At 53.7% G+C, this 20,903-nt stretch carries 6 protein-coding genes and 1 pseudogene; 2 read left to right on the forward strand and 5 right to left on the reverse strand.

All coding sequences use genetic code 11. The annotated features are described in order from the left end of the window. Nucleotides 1–69 precede the first annotated feature (69 nt). Nucleotides 70–662: pseudogene (locus AC27IT_RS03640) on the reverse strand (peptidylprolyl isomerase). 663 nt (nt 663–1,325) lie between these two features. On the opposite strand from AC27IT_RS03640, the gene AC27IT_RS03645 reads away from it, so the two are divergent. Next, nucleotides 1,326–1,763, forward strand: a complete 438-nt coding sequence (locus AC27IT_RS03645) for a PAS domain-containing protein (RefSeq protein ID WP_238500912.1) — start codon at nt 1,326–1,328, stop codon at nt 1,761–1,763. Then, entirely contained in the window at nt 1,759–2,595 is an 837-nt protein-coding gene (locus AC27IT_RS03650; protein WP_487091654.1) for a diguanylate cyclase domain-containing protein, read from the forward strand. Before AC27IT_RS03645 ends, AC27IT_RS03650 begins: the two co-directional genes overlap by 5 nt. Before the next feature lie 98 nt (nt 2,596–2,693). Here AC27IT_RS03650 and AC27IT_RS03655 read toward each other — a convergent pair whose 3' ends face one another. The 4 genes from AC27IT_RS03655 to AC27IT_RS03670 are packed head-to-tail and all read right to left on the reverse strand — an operon-like array spanning nt 2,694 to nt 20,893. After that, on the reverse strand, nt 2,694–3,080 hold the full coding sequence (locus AC27IT_RS03655; protein WP_025846980.1) for a YxiG family protein: 387 nt from the start codon (nt 3,078–3,080) through the stop codon (nt 2,694–2,696). A gap of 19 nt (nt 3,081–3,099) precedes the next feature. After that, nucleotides 3,100–8,517 carry an RHS repeat domain-containing protein gene (locus tag AC27IT_RS03660; protein ID WP_487091600.1) on the reverse strand — a complete coding sequence of 1,806 codons (5,418 nt, stop codon included), beginning with the start codon at nt 8,515–8,517 and terminating at the stop codon, nt 3,100–3,102. A gap of 54 nt (nt 8,518–8,571) precedes the next feature. After that, nucleotides 8,572–9,552 (reverse strand): RCC1 domain-containing protein, encoded by a 981-nt coding sequence (locus AC27IT_RS03665; RefSeq protein WP_487091601.1) that lies wholly within the window; start codon nt 9,550–9,552, stop codon nt 8,572–8,574. A gap of 16 nt (nt 9,553–9,568) precedes the next feature. Next, the gene (locus AC27IT_RS03670; protein WP_487091602.1) at nt 9,569–20,893 is read right to left on the reverse strand and encodes an Ig-like domain-containing protein; all 11,325 of its coding nucleotides are present in this window, start codon (nt 20,891–20,893) and stop codon (nt 9,569–9,571) included. Nucleotides 20,894–20,903 lie beyond the last annotated feature (10 nt).

Here is a 20,903-nt window from a genome sequence, read left to right on the forward strand (position 1 = left end):
TTTTCGCAAAAAGCCCCCTGTTCTCCCAAAAGCATCGGGCTGAAAGGGGGTACCTGGTTTCTGTTGCGTTTACGGATTGTAAATGACAAACTCGATCTTCTGCACCTTCACCGGATTGTTCAGCGGCCTTGCCGTCTCATCCGTTTTTTGCGCGGCAATCTTGTCGACGACTTCCATCCCTTCAAACACATGCCCAAATACCGTGTGGCGGTTGTCCAGGTAGGCCCGTCCGCCTATTTCCTTGTACTTGCTTCTGCATTCAATGGGAGCGCGGATAGATCGAGGTACTCCTGATCTACCTTGGGACTTTGTACGATATAAAAATGTGTGCTGTTCGTATTGGGTCCCGCGTTGCCCATGCTGAGCGCTCCGCGGAAATTGAACAGGTCGCGGTTAAACTCGTCTTCAAAATCTTGGCCGTATATGCTTGGCAGCTCCTTGCCATCCGGCCCTGTCAGTTCGCCTGCCTGAATCATGAAATCGTTGATGACCCGGTGAAAAATCATGTCGTTGTAGGCGCCTTTTTTGGCCAGCGTCTTAAAGTTTTCCACCGCTTTCGGAGCCTTGTCCGGAAACAGCCTGAGCTTGATGACCCCCGCATCTGTGGTTATCACGCCTATTTCTTCTCCTTTTTGCGGCTTTTCGAGCTGGATCAGCCTCACATCGGACACATCGATCCCGGAATCTTGCCAGATGACGCCCCATGCCTGCCAGGCGGCCCCGTCCATACTGCCGCGTTTGACGAGGCCGATCCAATCTGTTTTTTCGATCGCTTTGTTGTCTGCCGTATAGCCGACATATTTGAACTTCACGATGGCGCGGTAATTGTTGTAGGCATCTTCCTTTGTCACCGTGTACAGCTTCTCCGGCACGGCCTCGACGACCTGAACGGACTTGAACAGCGCCAACCCTTTTTCATAGTCTTGCATCGCAAAATGGTTCAACGAGTCTTTGGCCAGCAGCTTCTCCAGCTCAGCCGGATTCGCCCGATGCTTCGCCAGCGCCTGGGCAAAATCTGCTACCTCCTGCTTGTCCCCACTGTGCGGGCGAAATTGGTGGGACTGGACTTCGGAGCGGTAATCGTGAGTGGCGCTTGCTGATACTTGCTGGACGACGGCTGGCGTACATAATGGAAGAGTCATGCATGCGAGCAGTGTTAACGGAATGAGTTTTTTCATGGTTTCGCCCCCAAACGGAAATGGTAAATATCAAGTAAACAACGTAGTTTCTATATAGCGTTATCGCGTTCGTTTGGCCGAAATTGAATGTTACAATCGTATGGAGGGGTCGTGTCATTTATTCTAAATACCACTGGAGGCTTGTAGATGACTCCACCAAAAGAACCGAAAGAGGTTTTGCTAAACAACGAGGAACGATTCCGCGATCTTGTCGAGCAGGTAAGCGATTGGATATGGGAAGTCAACGGGCAAGGCGTGTACACGTATGCAAGCCCAAGAATCCAGGAAATACTGGGCTATTCCCCTGAAGAGGTCGTCGGAAAAACCCCTTTTGATTTGATGAAGCCGGAAGAAGCGGAACGCATCAGGCCTCTCTTTTATAAACTCGTTACCCAGAAACAACCGATTAAAAGCCTGGAGAACATTAACATTCATCGAGATGGCCACGAAGTGATTCTGGAAACGAGCGGAAACCCCGATTCTGGACGAGAACGGCGAATGTGTCGGGTATCGAGGGGTAGACCGGGACATTACCGCGCGCAAGGAAGCGGAACGCAGACAGCAGCAACTGCTGGATATCATTGAAGCCTCTCCTGATTTCATTGCGACAGCCGACGTGAACGGAAAGACCATGTATCTGAACCCCGCTGCGCGGCAAATGCTGGGGATCGCGAGCGAAGAAAACGTCCCTTTTGCCTCCTGGAATCCGCCATGGGCGCGAGAATTAATTGAAAAGGAAAGGATTGCGACCGCCATCCAGACAGGCAGGTGGAAAGGGGAAACGGCGATCCTGAAACAAGATGGGACAGAAACCCCTGTCTCGCAAATGATTGTTGCTCATAAATCAGAAAACGGAGCGGTTCAGTTTTTTTCTACAATTGCTCGTGACATTAGCGAAACCAAAGAGCTGGAGAAAAAGATTAGCCATCAAGCACTCTACGATTCCTTGACAGACTTGCCCAACCGCCGTTTCTTGCACCAGCGGCTCTCTCAGCTCATGAAACGTCCAGGAAACGAACAAAAAGCAGCGCTGTTATTTATGGACCTGGACAATTTTAAACAGATTAACGACACGCTGGGGCATGATTTTGGGGATCGGCTCCTGCAGCATATTGCGATTCGGTTAACAAGCTGTCTGCATGAAGAGGCTTTTATTTGCCGGTATGGCGGCGATGAATTTATTATCGTTCTGGAACGTATCGACAGCGAAAACGACATTCAGCAAGCCATCCACCGCATTTTCCAGGCGTGCAGTCAACCTATTGAGATAGGTGGACATGCTGTAGAAGTCACATGGAGCATCGGGGTCAGCGTGTATCCTGACCACGGAACAGATGAGGCAAAGCTGATTAAAAGAGCGGATCAGAAGATGTATAAGGCAAAGCGGCAAGGGAAGAATGCGACTGTTTTTTATTAGTGGTGGTGGCTATCTCAACCGCCGCCAAGTGGCAACAAATGCAAAAGAGACCCCAGACGAGTAGCTGATTACTCGTCTGGGGTTTGGAATAAGTTTCACTAATTCAAAACAAACTCTTGATTTCCGATAATTACCTTCTCAGCTTCAATCAACAGAATTGAGTTCCAAATCTCAATGCATATATTTGGAGTAGCACAATACTGTGAAGCAAATTCATCTCCAATAATACGTATAGCCGTATCACTGACAGTGTCAAACGAGACTAGGTCAAGAAACTCCCACTCTGAAAGAACTTTCCGTGTTTCTCCACAATCGTTAATCCAAACGAATGAGAGAACATTTTTGAAAACCACTTCAAATTTTTCCTCTGTTCCATCGTAATTTCTAACTACATCTAAAGAAATACTGTGCTGAAGCATGTCAATATTATAGTCATAGACTCTACAACCCCACAGCCTCCCTATCATATCTTCAAATTTTAACATGGGTTAACACATCCTCGCTCTATGGATTAATAAATCTCTCAATAATCCGTGAAATATCGTCAAATGAGTTTTCTGTAATCTTAATGTGCGTTGGCTTAATCTCATTTGAAAAATTTCCATTGATATCTACTGTTCCTTTTGAACCTATTGATAGCCTCCAATAATTATCATTGTGTTTACTTGAGTTCATGACTCTAAGAGAAATAACATCCTGCTTTCCATTCAATGTTACAGGAATCTTAATAGCCCAGCCATCCCCTTTGGCTGTTTGAACAGTACCGCCAAATTTTTGTGCAACACTATCGGCAAGCTGTTTGTTAGTGGCAGGAGTTGGAACAAATTTAGTTGAGGTTACTTGATTAGTTTTAGGTGATAAAGCACGAGTAGCATTTATCACCCCTGCTACTTCAACCGCTTCAACCCCCAATGTAAATCCAGACGCAAACCCAGTGACTGTATCCGAGAACCAATAATCCTTTACAGCTTGCCTCTTCATGTTATCACTATAAGCTTTGAGCATAGCCTTTTGATCAGAAGGGAGGCTATCGTAATCAACTCGTCCAGTAATTACATCGTTCATTAGTTGTTCTATTCTTTGTTTATCAAAGCCGCCATTACCTTCAACTGGTCCAATATCATGCCCACTGGGATCAACAAACCGCAACGGATTATTATGTGTATACGTATACCGATTCAACGACAGCGGATTATCCACCTGCCCCTTAACCGTATCCTCCGACACAAACCTCCCCATCTTCGGATCATAATACCGGGCACGCAGGTAGTAAAAACCGCTCTCCTTGTCGTACATCTCCCCTGCATACGCAAACGGGTTCATCATCGTTTCCTTGACTTTGTCCGCAATCAAGTTACCCCAGATGTCGTACTCATACGTATTCAACACATTCCCGCTCGAACCTTTGATCTTCACGACATCCCCGTGGCTGTTGTAGTAGTAAGTTCCTTCCTGGTTCGTCGTGTAGTCTTTTCGCCAGATCAGTTGGTTACCGAAGACGTTGCGGGCTTTGACCCGGCCGTCCTGGGTCAGCTCCTCGATCACTTGCCCGTTCAAGTACACATAGTGGGTCGTGTCCGTTACGCTTCCGGTCTGCTGTTTCGTCGCGCGCAGACCGCCTGGATAGTACGTGTACGTCGTTGTGCCTTTGGCGTCCTTGTATTCGGTCAGGCGATTCAGCAAGTCGTGTTTCAGTTCGTAGCTGCGCGTCGAGTCGGCGGGCGCGTTGGCATAGATTTGGCGGTTGCCGCGGCGGTCGTAGGCGTACTGGCGGGTGTTGCCCTGGATCGTTTCTTCTTTGATCCGGGACAGTTTGTCGTAAGCGAACGTGCCGTAGTTGGCTCCGCCGCGCTTTTGGCTCGTGATGTTGCCGAACAGGTCGTAGCCGTTGGTTTCGTTCCAGCCGTCGGCGTGGTTCATCCCCGTGATCTCGGCAAAGGAGCTGATCGTCTTTTGCATTGCCGACGACTGGCCGGGGTAGGAGACGGTGTTCGTCTCTCCGTTGTTGTTCATGTCGTAGGTGTAGCTCGTCGTGCCTACGCCGGGAATGGTTACGGCGCTGAGGCGGCTGGCATTGTCGTAGGTGTAATCGACGCGCAAGGCGGGAGCCGAGCCGGAAACCGCGCTGCGGGATGGATAGACGATGGCGTCGATGGCCTCATCGTGGTCGGTGTAGACGAGCTGGTAGTCTTTTCCCATCATCGTTTGGCGGTTCAGGCGGCGGTATTCGTCGTAGCCGTAGCGGACGGTTTGGCCGTTGTTGTTTGTTTCCGTCAAAAGCGAGCCGGAGAGCGGATCGTAGGTGCGTTCTTCGTAGAAGCCGCTGCCTGCGGATACCTTCGTCCTTTCGTTGAACGGCGAATATTGGTAGCTGAAAAGGACGCCGTTTTTGGCTTTGAACGTTTTGACGGCACCGTTTTTTTCATAGGTGTACTGCTCGGCTTTGGTCTCCGGGTTCTTCTCGGACAGCTTCCAGGACAGCGCGTTATACGTGTACACGGCAGTGGGCGTGCCGTTTTCGAGCACGGTGGTCAGGTTGCCGAGTCCGTCGTAGCTGTATTCGTGGATGTTGTTTTCCGGGTCGCGCAAATAGACCAACTGGTCGTTGTGATCGTAGCGCATCGTCCAGCGTTGGGAGGTGCTGCCGTCCGAGACTTCTTTGTCCGTGACTTTTCCGAAGCGGTCGGTCTGGTAGGTGGTCACGCGGCGGTGGCTGCCTCGTTGCGTCGTTTCTTCCACGCTCTCCACCCGCCCGTACAGGTCGCGGTAGGTGGTGACGATGTAGCCGTTCGGGGACAACGTTTGCTCGGTCAGGCGCGGCAAATAGCGGGTGCCGTCTGAATACGCATTGGCCCGATGGGAGCGGGTCGTTCCCAGGGCGTTCGTGGTCTGGTAGACGAAGCCGTCCCAATCGTAGGCATATGTGGTGCTCTGCGCCTGGTTTCCGTATGGAATCGTGCGGCTGATCTGCATACCGTCCGGGGTAAACTCGTTTTCTACCAGCGGGCGTTTGCCTCCGCTCGTCCCTCTCTGTTCCTGATAGGCGATGTCTCCGTATGGCGTGTAGTAGGTGATGACCCGAGACGAGTCCGGCAAAATTCTCTCGACGATCCCCGGCCCCTCCGCGCTCGTGCCGGATGCGTCGCCGTCCCGATACACATACGTGGTGGTGCGGGTCGCGCCCTGGTGGCGGAAGCTCTCGGTGAGGACTCTTCCCAGCGTGTCATATTCGTAGGTGACTTTGCTGCCGTTTGGGTACGTCTGGCTTTTTACCTGGCTTTGGTTGTCGATCTCCAGTGAGAAGTTCAGGACGTCCGTTTTCCCGCTCTCCAGCTCGATTCCAGCCAACGATATTTGTGTCGGCTGGACGCCGTATGAATCGTATGCGGAAAACGTTTGCGTCCTCGTCTTTCCGCCAAAGTTTTCCGTGATCGAATAAAGCTGCGCATTCGTGTATTCATAGGTTCGCTCGGTAATCTGGCTTTTGTAGCCCGACAAGTTCACCGGGAACGAGTGAATTTCCGTTTCTTTTCGCAGCAAATACTGGTCGTTGTACTCGTAGGAAAGGTTCGAATAGTACGGCTCGCCGGACGCGGAGGTCGCCTGCGTTCGCATGGCCTTCAACTGGGAAAACGCACGGAAGCCTTTTTTGCTCTCCAGATCGTACGTCCAGGTCGTCAAGATGCCGTCTGGCGTCAATTGCTTGACCAGGTGGCCGTAGTCGTCGTATTCGAAGTACGTCTCTTGCGCGTAGTTGTTGATTTTCGCGGCATACGAGGCGCGTTTGGACAAGGTTGGATCTTTCAAATATTGGTGAAAAATAGTCGTATCTGCCACGCCAGAAGCTGGCTCCAGAAAGACGTACTGATAAGTCGGCTTGGTATGGCTGCCGGAATAGGCGTACGTGGTGTACGTCGTCGGGTTATACGACACCTGGTACTTGGCTCCGGAAATCGAGGTTCCGCCTTTGCTGATTCCGGTCGTTTTCACGCTTCTCAAGAGCGGATTTCCATCTGCGTTGATGCGGAACAGGAGTGAACGGGTGTAGCGGAAAGGCTCCGTTTCCGTGACCTGGATCGTATCGCCGTGCCTGTCGGCCATGTTTTTGAGCCGAGGCAACTGGTCCTTGGGCACTTTCCACAGCTCGTAAAACTGGTCGTTGTCCGCATAGCTTTTTTCCAGCTTGTACGTGTTCGTGCCCTTTGGTGTTTGTAAGGTGTAACTGTACGTCACTTTGTTGACAGGATGGTAGGCGACGTAGCTCAGCGCGTATCTGTCCTGGAAAATTCGCACCAGCCCGTCCTTGAAGGAGGTTTGCTCCAGTTGATACGGGCGGTAGTCGTACTGGATGGACAGCCCTTGCAATGGATAGGTGGCTTCTTGCAAGAGCAGATAGTCGATTTGCTTCCGATTCTTTTTGTCTGAATCCCAGAACTTGGGTGACTCCTGGAGCGTCTGGTCGGTTACCAGCTTATCCAGCGTGTATTTTTTGTTCAGATTGAAATACGCAATTCCTTTGGTTTTCGGATTATGGTACGTATAGCGCGCGACCGTGTACGCTTGCGTTCCGCTTCCTGGTACCGGGAGCACTTCCACACGGCTTAACTGCGTGTAAATACTCAGAGCTGATTTTTTTTCGAAATGGTAGCGGATATGCTTGAGCACGGTCGTCTCTGACTTGTCCTTGTAGACGTACAGGTCTTGCGTGAGATCGTTGGTCTGTCTGCTTTTCAGGACGATGTAGCGCCCGACGCTGTCCTCGATGGTCATCAACTCGCCGTCGCTGTTCAGCGTGTACTTGATTGTATCGCCGTAAATATTTGTTTTCACAACGGTTCCGCGGTAAATATCGAACTCGTACTTCACGTTGCGATAATACAAGGTGTAATTGTAGCCCATACGCTCAATGGACAGCTTGACATCGCTGTAAGGATACTTGAGGACCTGGGTGTGGAGAAATTCAAAAGAAGTCCCGTCTTCCAGCGTAATATAGTACAAATTGCTTGCCGGGTAGTCCTCAATGCGGGTCGAATAGATTTCTTGCCCGGGATTGCGATTATCGTCGCTCACGGACACCCTGTGCCCTCTGGTGACAATCTCCATCCGGGGCACATTGAAATCCCATCCGGTAGCAAACTTCTCGTTAGAGGGGTTCGCATCGTTTTTGGACTCTACTTCATCCCAGGTAGGCACGCTGATTTTGCTGCTCAAAGAGTGGTACCTGCGCTGCAACACGACATCAAGGCCGTGCTTGCCTTCCAGGTAGACATCCTGCTCGACGAGGTTGGCGGCCCGGTACAATTCGTCTACAGAACTTTCTGTCTTGGAGCGGGCGAAGCGAAACTCCTGTTCTTTTTCGGTGAATTGCACCGCTGGAGGTGTCGTCGACTGGGCTTCCATGCTTTCTTCCAGTTGGCTGAGCTCCTGCATTTTCGCCTGGACGAGCGGAGTCAGTCTGTTTAAAAGCTGTAGCTTGTCCGGTCCGAAAGCACGGAAGCGGGCAAACAGCTCTTCTTCGGAGAATGCTTTTGCTTCCTCTTGTTCTTGCAGAGAAAGGAGTTGCAGAAGATCGGAGTAGAAATAGGCTGCGAATTTCAGCAGGTCTTTGTCATACGTCCGGTGGATTTCGATGGCGGTCTGGACATCGAGCTGTGTCCAGGTGAATGCGGCGATATCCGCTTCGCTAAACGTGGCTGGATCTTTTGTTAAGGCTTGTTCCTCTACAGGAGCAAGCTGCTGGTTTTCGATCGACTGCCTGAGTTCCTCTGCGGCTGCTTCCGGAGTCGAGGTGGCAACGGGTGTGTCCTGCGCTTGCGGCAACTCGGAAGGTTCGTTTGCCAGTACGGTTCCGGGGGGCAGGAGTGTGACGCATAGGGCAAGGCAGAGCAGGTAGATGAGTGATTTTATGGAAAGGTGTTTCATAGTGCCTCCATAATGGTTAGTTGTCCCCCCTTGGTGAGAAGGGGGGATTGGTGGTTAGGGGAGTGTGATTTTTACTGGTCTGCTGCTGTTCGAAGTTGTACCGTTTCCTACTTGACCATAGTTACCACGTCCCCAAGCATAAATCGTTCCGTCTTTCTTTCGGGCTAAAACATGATACGCATACGATCCGCTAGAAATTTCTTCGATGTCAGTTAAATCTGTTACCTGCACTGGCTGAAGTCGATTTGTACTCGTTCCGTCTCCTAATTGGCCATAACCATTGTATCCCCAAGCGTAAACTTTTCCGTCTACATCCAGGGCATAACCACTTCCACTTCCCGCGGCCACGGAAACAATATTAGCAAGAGTCCCTATTTTCGTTGGAGATGGCGTATTATTAGTATTGTTATTTCCTAATTGACCAGAGTTATTATATCCCCACGCCCATACAGTTCCGTCTTTTTTGACAGCCAGATTAAAACCAGACCCGGCAGCTATCTCTTTTACATCAGCTATACCTCCTACTTGGAAAGGCTTACTGTATGAGCCGTTTAAAAAATTTCCCCACATCCAAACCGTTCCATCTTTCTTTAGGGCTAATCCATGATAAGACCCGGCGGCTATCTCGATCACGTCGGTGAGACCAACTGCTTGAACAGGAGTATAACTAGCACTTGTTTTGCCGTCCCCTAACTGACCATAGCTATTATTTCCCCAGCTCCAAACCGTCCCATCAGCTTTTAAAGCCAAGCTAAAGTCACTTCCTGCGGCGATGCGCGTAACGTTTGTCAGTCCTTTTACTTGAACAGGGACATTTTGCTGAATCGTAGTACCATCTCCTAATTGACCGTAAGAATTATCCCCCCAGGACCAGACCGTTCCATCTCCTTTTAAAACAAGAGAGTGTCTAGACCCTGCAGCGCTACTCACTGCATTTTCTGCTGCAGATACAGGGTTTTGTGACAGGGTAAGGATTGTCACCAGTGTCAGGAAAATATTCGTTACTGTTTTTACGATCGTGTTTCTTTTCTTCATTTTGTTTCCCTCCATGTTATTGTCCATTCGTTTTAACAGGAACTGGCCTATTTATCGTTGTACCATCTCCTAATTGGCCTTTCTCGTTTTGGCCCCATGCCCACACCGTTCCGTCTTCTGTGACCAGCAATGTGTGAGCTCCACCTGCTGACAGGCGTTTGGCTTGGGTAGCTACTTCCTTGACTTGTACAGGAACGGTTATCGTCTGATCGTAATAGCGAACCGTGATCGTGGTAGTCCCTGACGTTCCTCCTGCTGTAATCACCCCGGTGGTATTGACTGCGGCTATCTCGGGATGGCTGCTTTCATATGTGGCCTGTGTGGTGACATCCTGGGTGCTGCCGTTTGCGTAGGTTGCGGTCACTTTCAACGGCTTACTCTGCGCCGGAGGCAACAGAACAGTGCTTGGTGCTGCTGCTAGCTGCTTGGCTGAGATCACCAGCATGCTTTTCACTGGTGTACTCCGGTTCTGCGTTGTTCCGTCTCCCAGTTGGCCTTTCTCGTTTTGACCCCATGCCCACACCGTTCCATCTTCTTTGACCAGCAATGTGTGACTTCCACCCGCGGACAAGCGTTTAGCTTGAGTAGCTACTTCCTTGACTTGTACAGGAACGGTGATCGTCTGATCGTAATAACGAACCGTGATCGTGGCAGTCCCTGGCGTTCCTCCTGCTGTAATCACCCCGGTGGCATTGACTGCGGCAACCTCGGGATGACTGCTTTCATATGTCGCCTGCGTAGTCACATCCTGAGTGCTGCCGTTTGCGTAGGTTGCAGTCACTTTCACCGGTTTGCTCTGCGACGGAGGCAACAGAACAGTGCTTGGTGCTGCTGCTAGCTGCTTGGCGGAGATCACCAGCATGCTTTTCACTGGCGTACTCCGGTTTTGCGTCGTTCCGTCTCCCAGTTGGCCTTTCTCGTTTTGCCCCCACGCCCACACCGTTCCATCTTCTTTGACCAGCAATGTGTGGCTTCCACCTGCTGACAGGCGTTTAGCTCGGGTTGAGACTTCCTCAACCTGGACAGGAACGGTGATCGTTTGATCGTAATAGCGAATCGTGATCGTAGCGGTCCCTGGCGTTCCTCCTGCGGTAATCACCCCGGTGGCATTGACTGCGGCTATCTCGGGATGACTGCTTTCATATGTCGCCTGCGTAGTCACATCCTGAGTGCTGCCGTTTGCGTAGGTTGCAGTCACTTTCAACGGTTTGCTCTGCGACGGAGGCAACAGAACAGTGCTTGGTGCTGCTGCTAGCTGCTTGGCGGAGATCACCAGCATGCTTTTCACTGGCGTACTCCGGTTTTGCGTCGTTCCGTCTCCCAGTTGCCCTTTCTCGTTTTGCCCCCACGCCCACACCGTTCCATCTTCTTTGACCAGCAATGTGTGGCTTCCACCTGCTGACAGGCGCTTAGCTCGGGTTGAGACTTCCTCAACCTGGACAGGAACGGTGATCGTTTGATCGTAATAGCGAATCGTGATCGTAGCGGTCCCTGGCGTTCCTCCTGCGGTAATCACCCCGGTGGCATTGACTGCGGCTATCTCGGGATGACTGCTTTCATATGTCGCCTGCGTAGTCACATCCTGAGTGCTGCCGTTTGCGTAGGTTGCAGTCACTTTCAACGGTTTGCTCTGCGACGGAGGCAACAGAACAGTGCTTGGTGCTGCTGCTAGCTGCTTGGCGGAGATCACCAGCATGCTTTTCACTGGCGTACTCCGGTTTTGCGTCGTTCCGTCTCCCAGTTGGCCTTTCTCGTTTTGCCCCCACGCCCACACCGTTCCATCTTCTTTGACCAGCAATGTGTGGCTTCCACCTGCTGACAGGCGTTTAGCTCGGGTTGAGACTTCCTCAACCTGAATCGGAACGGTTATCGTCTGATCGTAATAGCGAATCGTGATCGTAGCAGTCCCGGCCTTTGTTCCCGATGTCACTACTCCTGTAGCATCTACAGCGGCAATCTCGGGATGACTGCTTTCATATGTGGCCTGCGTAGTCACATCCTGGGTGCTGCCGTTTGCGTAGGTTGCGGTCACTTTCAAGGGCTTGCTCTGCGACGGAGGCAACAGGACAGTGCTTGGTGCTGCGGCTAGCTGCTTGGCCGAGATCACCAGCATGCTTTCGACTGGCGTACTCCGGTTTTGCGTTGTCCCGTCTCCCAGTTGGCCCTTCTCATTTTGGCCCCATGCCCACAAGGTTCCGTCTTCTTTGACCATGAGCGTGTGACCCCCACCCGCTGATAGGGTACGCAACTTGCTGCCCGCTTCTATTTCCTTCCTTACTTTCACCACCACGCTTCGCTGCTTCCCAGAAAACTCCACCACAACCGTAGCGCTACCCGCTTTACCTGCTGAGATCAGTCCGCTCGCGCTAACGGTGGCAATCGCCGGGTCGTCTACGGCATACTGCGCTTTGTCGGTGATGTCCGTCTCGGTTCCGTCTGCGTACACGGCCTTGACGACGAGCTGTTTTGTCGCTTTTTCCAGCAGCGCAATGTCTTCTGGTACGAGCTTGATATCCACCAGCGCGTTTTCGACTGCGACAGCGACCGGAACGCTGGTGCTCACTCCCCCGTGCGAAATCTGGATGCTTGTGTTACCTGGCTTGACGGCTGTGACGAGTCCGTCTGCCTGGACGGTTGCGACGGTCGGATCTTGGGAGACGTACGCCGCTTGTTTGCTTACATCGGCGGTTTTGCCGTCTTTGTAAGTGGCTGTCACTTGCAAGGTTTCTGTTTTCCCTGCCAAAAGATTCAGGCTGGCAGGGGTTGCGGTCAGGCTCTGCACCGGCTCCTGGGCCTCGGTGATTTGCACAGGCACCGCGACTGTCTTGCCTTCAAACGTGATCGTGACCGTTGTTGACCCGACTGCTACGCCCGTAATTACCCCGCTGGCCGCAACTGTTGCAATCGCAGGCTGGGCGCTTTGATACACGGCTTTATTGGTAATATTCGTCACGCTGCTGTCGCTGTAGGTCGCTTTTACATCCAGTTGCTGGGTGGCCCCTTTTTTGATGCTGACCGCTTGCGGCTGGACTCCCACAGACACGAGGGTGACCAAGCTGCCCGAGACCGTGACCGAAACCGTGGTGCTCTTTCCGCCATACCTGACCGTTATTTGCGTCGTACCTTCCGCCCGCGCTGTCACGATTCCGCCGCTCTCGACGGAGGCAACCGCAGGGCTATTGCTCGTGTACTCTGCTTGCTGCGTCACGTTGTCCGCGACGCCATTGGAATAGGTGGCGGCGATGTTCAGTTGTCCCTTGTTTCCTGCCGTAAGCGACAGTTGCGCAGGGGTTGCTTTCAGCTCCTGAAGATACGCGCCTTGTACAACGACTTGAGCCGAGGCGCTTTTCCCGTCGTAGGAGGCGGTGATGGTTGCCGTGCCGGGCGCGATTCCTGTGACGACACCTTGACGGCTCACTTGTGCGACAGACGGGTTCGACGTCTGGAAGCTGGCTACGCTGTTTACGTCTTTGCTGCTTCCGTCCGTGAAAAAAGCGGTCGCGTAGACGCGCTGGATTTGCCCTGCCGTCAGCGTGGTTTGCTGCGGGCTGAGGCTTATGGACGACAAGCGGACAGCAGGCGCTTGCACGGTGATCGTGAGTGTTTTCGTTTGGCCGCCGTAGTACAACTGTGCCTTTGTCGTGCCGCCATTGACCGCGTAAACAAGGCCATTGCTGATGTAGGCCACAGAAGGATTCTCCACGACGTACACGACTTGGGCCGTTACATCCACCTGGCTGCCGTTTTCCAACGTCGCCATCACCTTGATCGACTTGGAGCCGCCGGATGACAAGTCCACTTTGTCCAGATCAAGCTTCAAGGCGGTCGCCCGAGGTGGCGGCGCAACGGTTTGCTTCACGCTTTTCAATATGTTTCCATTGTCGTCGTGGGTAAAGCTGACGCTGACCGCGCCGTTTTCCTTGATCGCGGTGATGCGGTTGTTTTGATCGTAGACGTATTCGTACAACGTCCCCCCGGCCAACGGGGCAAAGACGGTAAACCAGATGTTGGCGGGCGCACTGTCTGTATTCGTCAGCCTGATCGTGTAGGTGCCCGTCGCCAGCTCGTAGATCACTTCAGCCGCGCTTGGCTTTTCCTTGGGAGTCACGACGTTTCCGTTGGCGAGCAAGGTCACTGTCGGGTACTTGCCCGTCGGGTTTTTCAACTCGGTCACCATGCGATACTTTCCGGGAACGACTGCATTCATGGAAAACTCGACAGATTGCCCCGCCGGAATCGTGATCTCCTTGGCCTGGTTGAGCGCGATGGTCTCACCGCTTGCTTTGGCCAGAAGCGTGGCGTACAGGGAACTGTTGGAAACGATTTGCAGATAATACGTTTTCCCCGCGACAAAAGCCGCACTGACACTTCCGTTCTCTCCTGCAGCGATTTGGTCTTGCGGCTGCAAGGTTGCGCTGCGGAAGACGGAGATTTTGGCATTGGCTAAAGAGCCGGAGTCGTTATTGAGCGTGAACTGGTAAGTCCCGCTCGTCTTCGCCACGATCTTGAAATACTTCGCCTGATTGGCAGGGAAGTGCATGCGAATCGGGCTGTTCTCCTGCACCAGCGTGAAATTTCCTTCCGCCGGCTTCGTCTCCACCGTGATCGAGCTGCTGTAGCTGCTGACGCCGGACGGGCTAATGGCCCAAAGCGTAATCGTGTACACTCTGCTTGGTTGAAGCCCGGTAAACGTGTAGCTGGTGCCGCTCTCCACCGTTCTGCTCAAATTGTTATCCAGTCTGATCCCATAGTTTTGTGCCCCTGCGACCGGATTCCAATAAACTTTGATGGAGGTCGCGTCAGCTTCTACGTTCACAATGGTCGGAGCGCCCGGTTTCTTTTCTACCGTAAGCACACCGTAATATAAAGCTACACTTCCGCTGCTGCTTTTCACTTCGATGTTTTTATACGTGTCTTGCCCCAGTTCCGCTCCTGTCCATCTGAACAGCCAATGTCCGGATGTGCTCGTCGTCGTCATTTTTTTAGCGGCGTTCATCGGATTGACTTTTCCAGAGAGAACCTCTCCTGGCTGCATCCGCGTATAGGTCCCTTCCAGCGTAAACGTCTCGCTCACGTCGATCGTTTGCTTGACGGCAGGCGTAAAAACGACCAGGTTCGGGAGGACATCTACCATGCGGGCAGATTTGACCTCCGGCTCCGTCCACGCCCCGCGGTTATCCTGTGCCTGTGCTGTCCAATAAACCGTTTTAAACAGCATGTCCTGGGTGATCGGAAAACGATAGCGCTCCACGATGCGGCGGACTTGGTCCTTCTCCGGAACGACTTCCATTTTTTCGCCCAGCTCATTCCCGCCCGGCGTAAATCCGACGCGAATTTTTTTCGCGACAATCACGTCGGTCACATCGTTTTCCTTGATGGTGTAGTTGATGTGTCCCGTCAGCCCGCCATCAATCGTGACCAGATTCGTCTCCTCCAGCATCGGCGGCTGATTTGTGGTCATCACGCTGAAATTCACTTTCGTCGTGGAACCTTCCACGAACGATGGCACGTCGCCCATGATCGTGCGCAGTTGCGCTTCCACCGTGGCATTTTTCACAATCGAAGAAGTGTCAAATTCATACGACCGCGCTTGCGCAGACAATTTTTCCTTGATCGAGCGCGTAACCATGCCGGATTGCCGGATGTAAATGGTCAGCTCCTGTCCGGTAATCTTGTCGTAGTACCGATTATAGGGAGTCGCATTTATATACTCCCAGGTAAACATCACTTTTTGTCCCTTGCTAAATTCCGCGTTATTTCGCGGAGTTTTCCAGGTGGCATCAATATAGATCGGGTCCTTTTCCTTCGCTTGCGCTCGCATGTCCAGGCGGAAGTCGAGCTTCTCCACCTGCGATTTTTGCGCTTTCTGGTCGACGGCCCAAACCTTTAGGGCGTACAAATCGTCCGGGTTCAAATGTTGCACGGGCACGTGATACAAAAAGGAGTGCGCCTGCTCGGAAGCCGTGAACAACGCGATCTGGCGCGCTTCCTGGTCGTCAATTTGGTACCAGACGCTGACCTGGTCCCTTATGTTCGGGTCCAGCACCTGGCCGGACAAAATAATGACATCCTCTCCGCTTACCTCACTGATAACTTTTCCGGCTACCGGGGTGGTCAAATACACCTGGGGAGCCGCGTTATCCTGAATCTCGGTGGACAGGTAGCGAATTTCCGGCGTCCACTTGAGCAGGTCGCCCGCTTCGGTTTCTTTGGCGTTCACTTGAAAAGAAAGCTTGTCTCCTGCCTCAACTTCCAGTTCCTCCGCAAACTCCACGCCGATCTCATCGTTGTGCTCGATGGACTGCCAGCCAGAAGCTGGCCAGATTTGCCCGTCGTTTTTCAAGATGCGGACGTTGACGCCGTCTCCTTCGTTCAGGTCGATCATCGAAGCCCAGCCGCTGACGAGAATTTTCCCGGAACGCGGCGCCTCCCAGCGAATGACAGGCTCCGAACCGCCTACTTTCAGCCATGTATTTCCGATTGCTGTATCGCCTTGTTCGCTTTTCCATTCCTCCGTCTCGGCATTCCAGACCAGCTCGGTGTAGCGCTCTCCGTTTGCCTCCAGGTACGACCAGTTGTTTTTCCCTTGCTGATTGGAAAATTGCAGCCAATACGTGTACGTATCGGGAATGGATTCGACAATGGTGATCGCCTTCTCCATGCTCGTTTGCTTGCCGTCTTTTTCCGTGACCAGCACGGTCAGCTTGTGCTCGCCTGTTGGCTGCTGATCGGCTTGCAGCAAATAAGCAAAGCCTGGCTTCTGTTCCTTGCTCTCCGGATGCGTGCGCAGCACGTCTGGTCTGTCCAGCCCGTAGGTGGCTTCGCCAAGGAGCTGCCCATCCAGCAACACTTCCACTTTTTCCAGTTCGCCCGCTGGCACGAACCAGCCGGTGACGTTATACTGCCCGCTCACCACTTCCTGGTCCGCCGGGGTGTCGATAGCTCCGCCCGTGCTTGCGCCCTCGCCCTTCACCTGGACGGGGATGGTCAGCACGATGCCCGCATAGGTAACCGTCAATGTCGTATAGCCTGAAGCAAGGGCAGTTACTGCGCCCGATGCATCGACTTTGGCAAGCAGCGCATCCTGAATGGCGTACGCCGCTTCGGCAGTTACTTCCTTCGTGCTGCCGTCACGATGTGTGGCCGTTAGGTGCAGGGCGACTATCTTGTCCTTTTCCAACTCGATGCTGGTCAGGTTGGCGGTCAGCGCGGCAACGGGGCCAATCGTCACTTCCCTGTCCAAAACAACGCTCTCTACTCCCTCTTTATTGGTCGCACGCACGGTTATTTTGTGCGCCCCTTCGGAAAATTGGAGCGTGTCCAACTGATAGCGAAATCCTGCGTTAGCCTGACGGTAGTGCGGATACAGCGCGGCAATGTCGGGGCGCGGCTCTCCGTATTCGGCCGTGCCCTGGAATTGCCCGTCTACGAGGACGTCCACTTTGGCGATTCCCGCCGGGTCCAGTATCCAGCCTTGCAGCGTGGTCGTGCCGCCAATGACAGCGCGCTCGAACGGAAGCTCCAACTGGCCTTTTGCCTGCTGAGACTCCGCTTCCGTCTCGGTTACCACGACAGGAATCGTGACCGTTTGCCCGCCGTAGCTGGCGACGACTTTGGCCATGCCGACTTTGAGTCCTGTCACGACACCCAGCGGACTGACGTGAATGACGTCGGTATGCTCGTGCGCATACACCGCTTCACCTGTGACCTCCCTGGCGCTTTGATCCTCCAGAATGGCCGTGATCGACAAGCTTTTGCTCGCAGCTTTCGGCAAGACGAGAGGCTGCTCCCCGTACTGCAAACGCAGCGCTGGCGCTGTCTGCCCGATCACGAAGCGTTTCTCCGGCAAAGGATGCTGCTTTCCTTCCTGATCGACGGCGATCACCGCAACCGTATGCTCGCCCGCTTGCAGCCCGGACAGATCAAGCGCATAGCTGAACCCCGCATGGCTGTTTTCATAATCCGGGTGCAGCAAGGCGATGTCTGGTCGAGCGATCCCGGGTGTTGCTATTCCGATGACGGTCCCATCGAGCAAAACATCGTAGCGGGTGACGGGCGCAGACGTTAAAAACCAGCCGGCTACCGTAGTGGAGCCTTGAACGATCGCGCCGTTTACGGGCGTCTCGATCTCTCCTGTAGCTTGCAACGGCTCTGATTCCGTGACCGTAACGGGAATCTGGACGCTCAGTTCTCCGTAGCGGATCGTCACGCTCGTCGTTCCCTGGGCGACAGCCGTTACCAGGCCCTCTGGGCTGACCTTCGCCACTGATGCATTGTCCACCGTGTACAAAGCCAGCTTCGTGACATCGTGCTTGCTCTGATCGGCTAGGACGGCCATGACCGCAAGCTGACGGGTTTTTCCCTGCGGAAGCCGCAGTTCCGTATCGTTCACACTGAGCGCTGTCGCAGGCAGCAACTGGACGACTTGAACACTTCTCGTGCCAATCATCGTCTGCTTGCCGTCCTTGCCTGTTCCTCTGACTGCAATCGTATGTGTTCCTTCCAGCAATCGTCCGGTATCGAGGCTGTATTGGAAGCCGATGTCTCGATCGGAGACGGAGACATCCGAAATCTCGACCTCTGGACGAGCGATGCCGTACGTGGCTTCCCCTGCCACTACTCCATCCACCAGCACCTCGACGTTCGCCACTCCGGAAGAGGCAAAAAACCAGCCGGTCACCGGGTAGACGCCGCTGATCGTGGCGTTGTCTTGTGGGTTGTCTATCCCGCCTTGCGCCAATTGTGCTGCGGCTTTTACCTGGACGGGGAGCGCCAGCGTATGCGTTTGATAGTGAACGGTAATCGTTGTTTGCCCTGGTTCCAGCCCCGTCACAAGCCCGGTAGGCGATACGCTCGCCAAGGCGGGATTTTCGACGGTATAGCTCGCTTCTTTCGTGACGTCCTTCACCCGCTGGTCTTGAAGCATCGCGGAAATGCCCAACTGCTGCGTCTTGCCTTGGGTGACCTCGATTTTGCTCGTGCTCGCCACAATGCTTGCCGCCGCTTCTTCCCGCTCGACCAGCACAGTTCGCTCAGCCAGTACGCGCTCGGTTCCGTCGTTGCTGACTGCTATTACTTTCAGCACGTGTGGCCCTTCCTGGACTTTTGTCGTATCGAAAGCGTATTGAAACCCTGCTTGCGGATTTTCATACTCGGGATACGCAGCTTCAATGTCAGGCCGAGCCAGTCCGGTTCGGGCGTCCCCCAACCGCTCGCCGTCCAGCTCTATCGCGATTTTGGGCACCCCTGCCGGATCGAGGTACCAGCCTTCCACAAGCGCCATGCCTGCTACTGTCGCCTGGTCTGCCGGCTTCTCCACTTCCCAGCGCGCTATCAGCGCTGCTTCTGTTTTGACGTGGACGGGGATGGACAGCGTCTTGTCCTCGTAGGAAACGGTCACAGTCGCGGTTCCCGCCCCGATCGCTTGCACCAGGCCCGTATCGCTGACCGCGGCAACCCCTTCATCCGAAGAGGCGTATGTCGCGAGTGCCGTTACATCTTTTACCGTCTGATCTTGCAAAACGGTGGAAATCAGCAACTGATGCGTTTTCCGGGGAGCAAGCTCCAGCCGCTTGACATCTGCCTGCAAGCCTTCGGCCGCGGGACTGTCGCCAATGTAGAACGTCGTGCCTTCGAGCAGCGTTTGCTCTCCCAGCGTATTGTCGATGGCGACCGCAAGCGTATGCGCCCCGGGCGTCATTTCACGGGTATCCAATGAAAAATGAAAGCCGGCATGCGCATTTTGGTAAGCCGGATATTTTGCCTCCAAATCTGGTCGCGGATCGCCGTACTGCGCTTCGCCGACCGGGACTCCATCCACCAAAATACGGATTTGCGCAACGCCCGCAGGGTCAAGATACCAGCCTTTTCCCTCGTACAGCCCGCTAACCAGTTCGCCGTTTTCCGGACGATCCAGCCCGCCAAGCGGCGTTAATGGAGCAGCCTCGCGCACCGTGACGGAAATCTCGAGCGTCTTGCCTGCAAACTGTGCGATCACTTTTGTTTCGCCTGTTCCGATCCCGCTGACCAGACCAGAGCGGTTGACCTTGGCGATCTGTTCATCCTCGCTCGTATAGCTGGCTTGCTCGGTCACGTCCTGAACCGTGCCGTCTGTTCGCTTCGCCGTCACTTTCAACTGGCGGCTTTCTCCTTGTGTCAACGGAAGCTCGCTGACAGAAGATTGCAGCGCTTCGATCTCGGAATCCGCTTCTTCCTCTTGTCCCAAAGCCGCCTCCAGGTTGAGCAGCCCTTTTCCGTAAAAACGGGACTCGCCGAGCGGGGTAGCGCTCTCTGTCAATAGCTCGCGCACTTCGCGATTCGTAGTCTTTCCCTTCTCAGACCAGATCACAGCCGCTGCCCCGGCCACGTGTGGCGCAGCCAAAGAGGTACCCGAGCGCGTCTGATATTCCCCGCCAAGCGACGTGCTCATGATGTCGACGCCAGGCGCCATCAGGTCGAGTCCTTTTCCGACGCTGGAAAAATCGGCGCGCTGGTTTTCCCGGTCGATCGCGCCAACCGACAACACCTCTGCATACTGGGCAGGGAACAGCTCCGTTTCTTCGCCGATGCCCCGGTTCCCGGCCGCCGCAATGACTAACAGCCCGTGGTCATTGGCCCTTTTGATCTGGTCGCGCAACGCCCGGCTGTCGATATAGCCGCCCGCGCTGATCGAGATGATGTTCAGCTTGTTTTGAATCGCCCACTCAATCCCTTGAATCATGCCCGAGTACGTGCCATGCCCTTTTTTGTCCAACACCTTGATCGCATAAATGTCCGCCTCTGGCGCGACGCCGACAATGCCAAAATCGTTGTCCTTGCCAGCGATTACGCCTGCCACTGCCGTTCCGTGTCCATGGTGGTCGCCGTACCCGGGCTCGTCCTCGATGTAGGAAACGCCGCCCTTGACTTCCAGGTCAGGATGGCTGGAAATCCCGGTATCCAAAATCCCGATCTTGATGTTCTTCCCCATGTACTGCTTGTTGCGGGCTGCATTCGCTCCGATGTGCGCGATGCCCCATGGCACCTGCTGCGTTTGTGCCAGGTCTATTGCCGCCAGCTCGGTTTCACTGTCCTCCTCGATGTAGGCGACGTTCTGGTCTTGCGCCATCGCCTGCCTCTCGCTTTCCGTCAGTTTGGCTACTATCACCTTTGAACTGAGCTGTTGCACGGACGAGCGCTGAATCGCCCTCACCGTGGCCTTCTCGCTGTTTTTAAAGCCGATCAAGTACGTCTTGCTGTTTGCGCTCGCCCCTGCATGCTCGGGAACCAGTTGCAGAAGCAGGAGCGAAACGAACAAGAATGCTTGCCACACGCTGATAAAACGGATGAATCTCTGGTTCATTCCGGTAACT

The organism is Brevibacillus sp. YAE8 (assembly GCF_057543335.1).

Bases quoted from the DNA above. Each gene is read 5' to 3' on its own strand.
- AC27IT_RS03645 (WP_238500912.1), top strand. From the start codon at position 1,326: ATGACTCCACCAAAAGAACCGAAAGAGGTTTTGCTAAACAACGAGGAA.
- AC27IT_RS03655 (WP_025846980.1), bottom strand. From the start codon at position 3,080: ATGTTAAAATTTGAAGATATGATAGGGAGGCTGTGGGGTTGTAGAGTC.
- AC27IT_RS03660 (WP_487091600.1), bottom strand. From the start codon at position 8,517: ATGAAACACCTTTCCATAAAATCACTCATCTACCTGCTCTGCCTTGCC.
- AC27IT_RS03665 (WP_487091601.1), bottom strand. From the start codon at position 9,552: ATGAAGAAAAGAAACACGATCGTAAAAACAGTAACGAATATTTTCCTG.
- AC27IT_RS03670 (WP_487091602.1), bottom strand. From the start codon at position 20,893: ATGAACCAGAGATTCATCCGTTTTATCAGCGTGTGGCAAGCATTCTTG.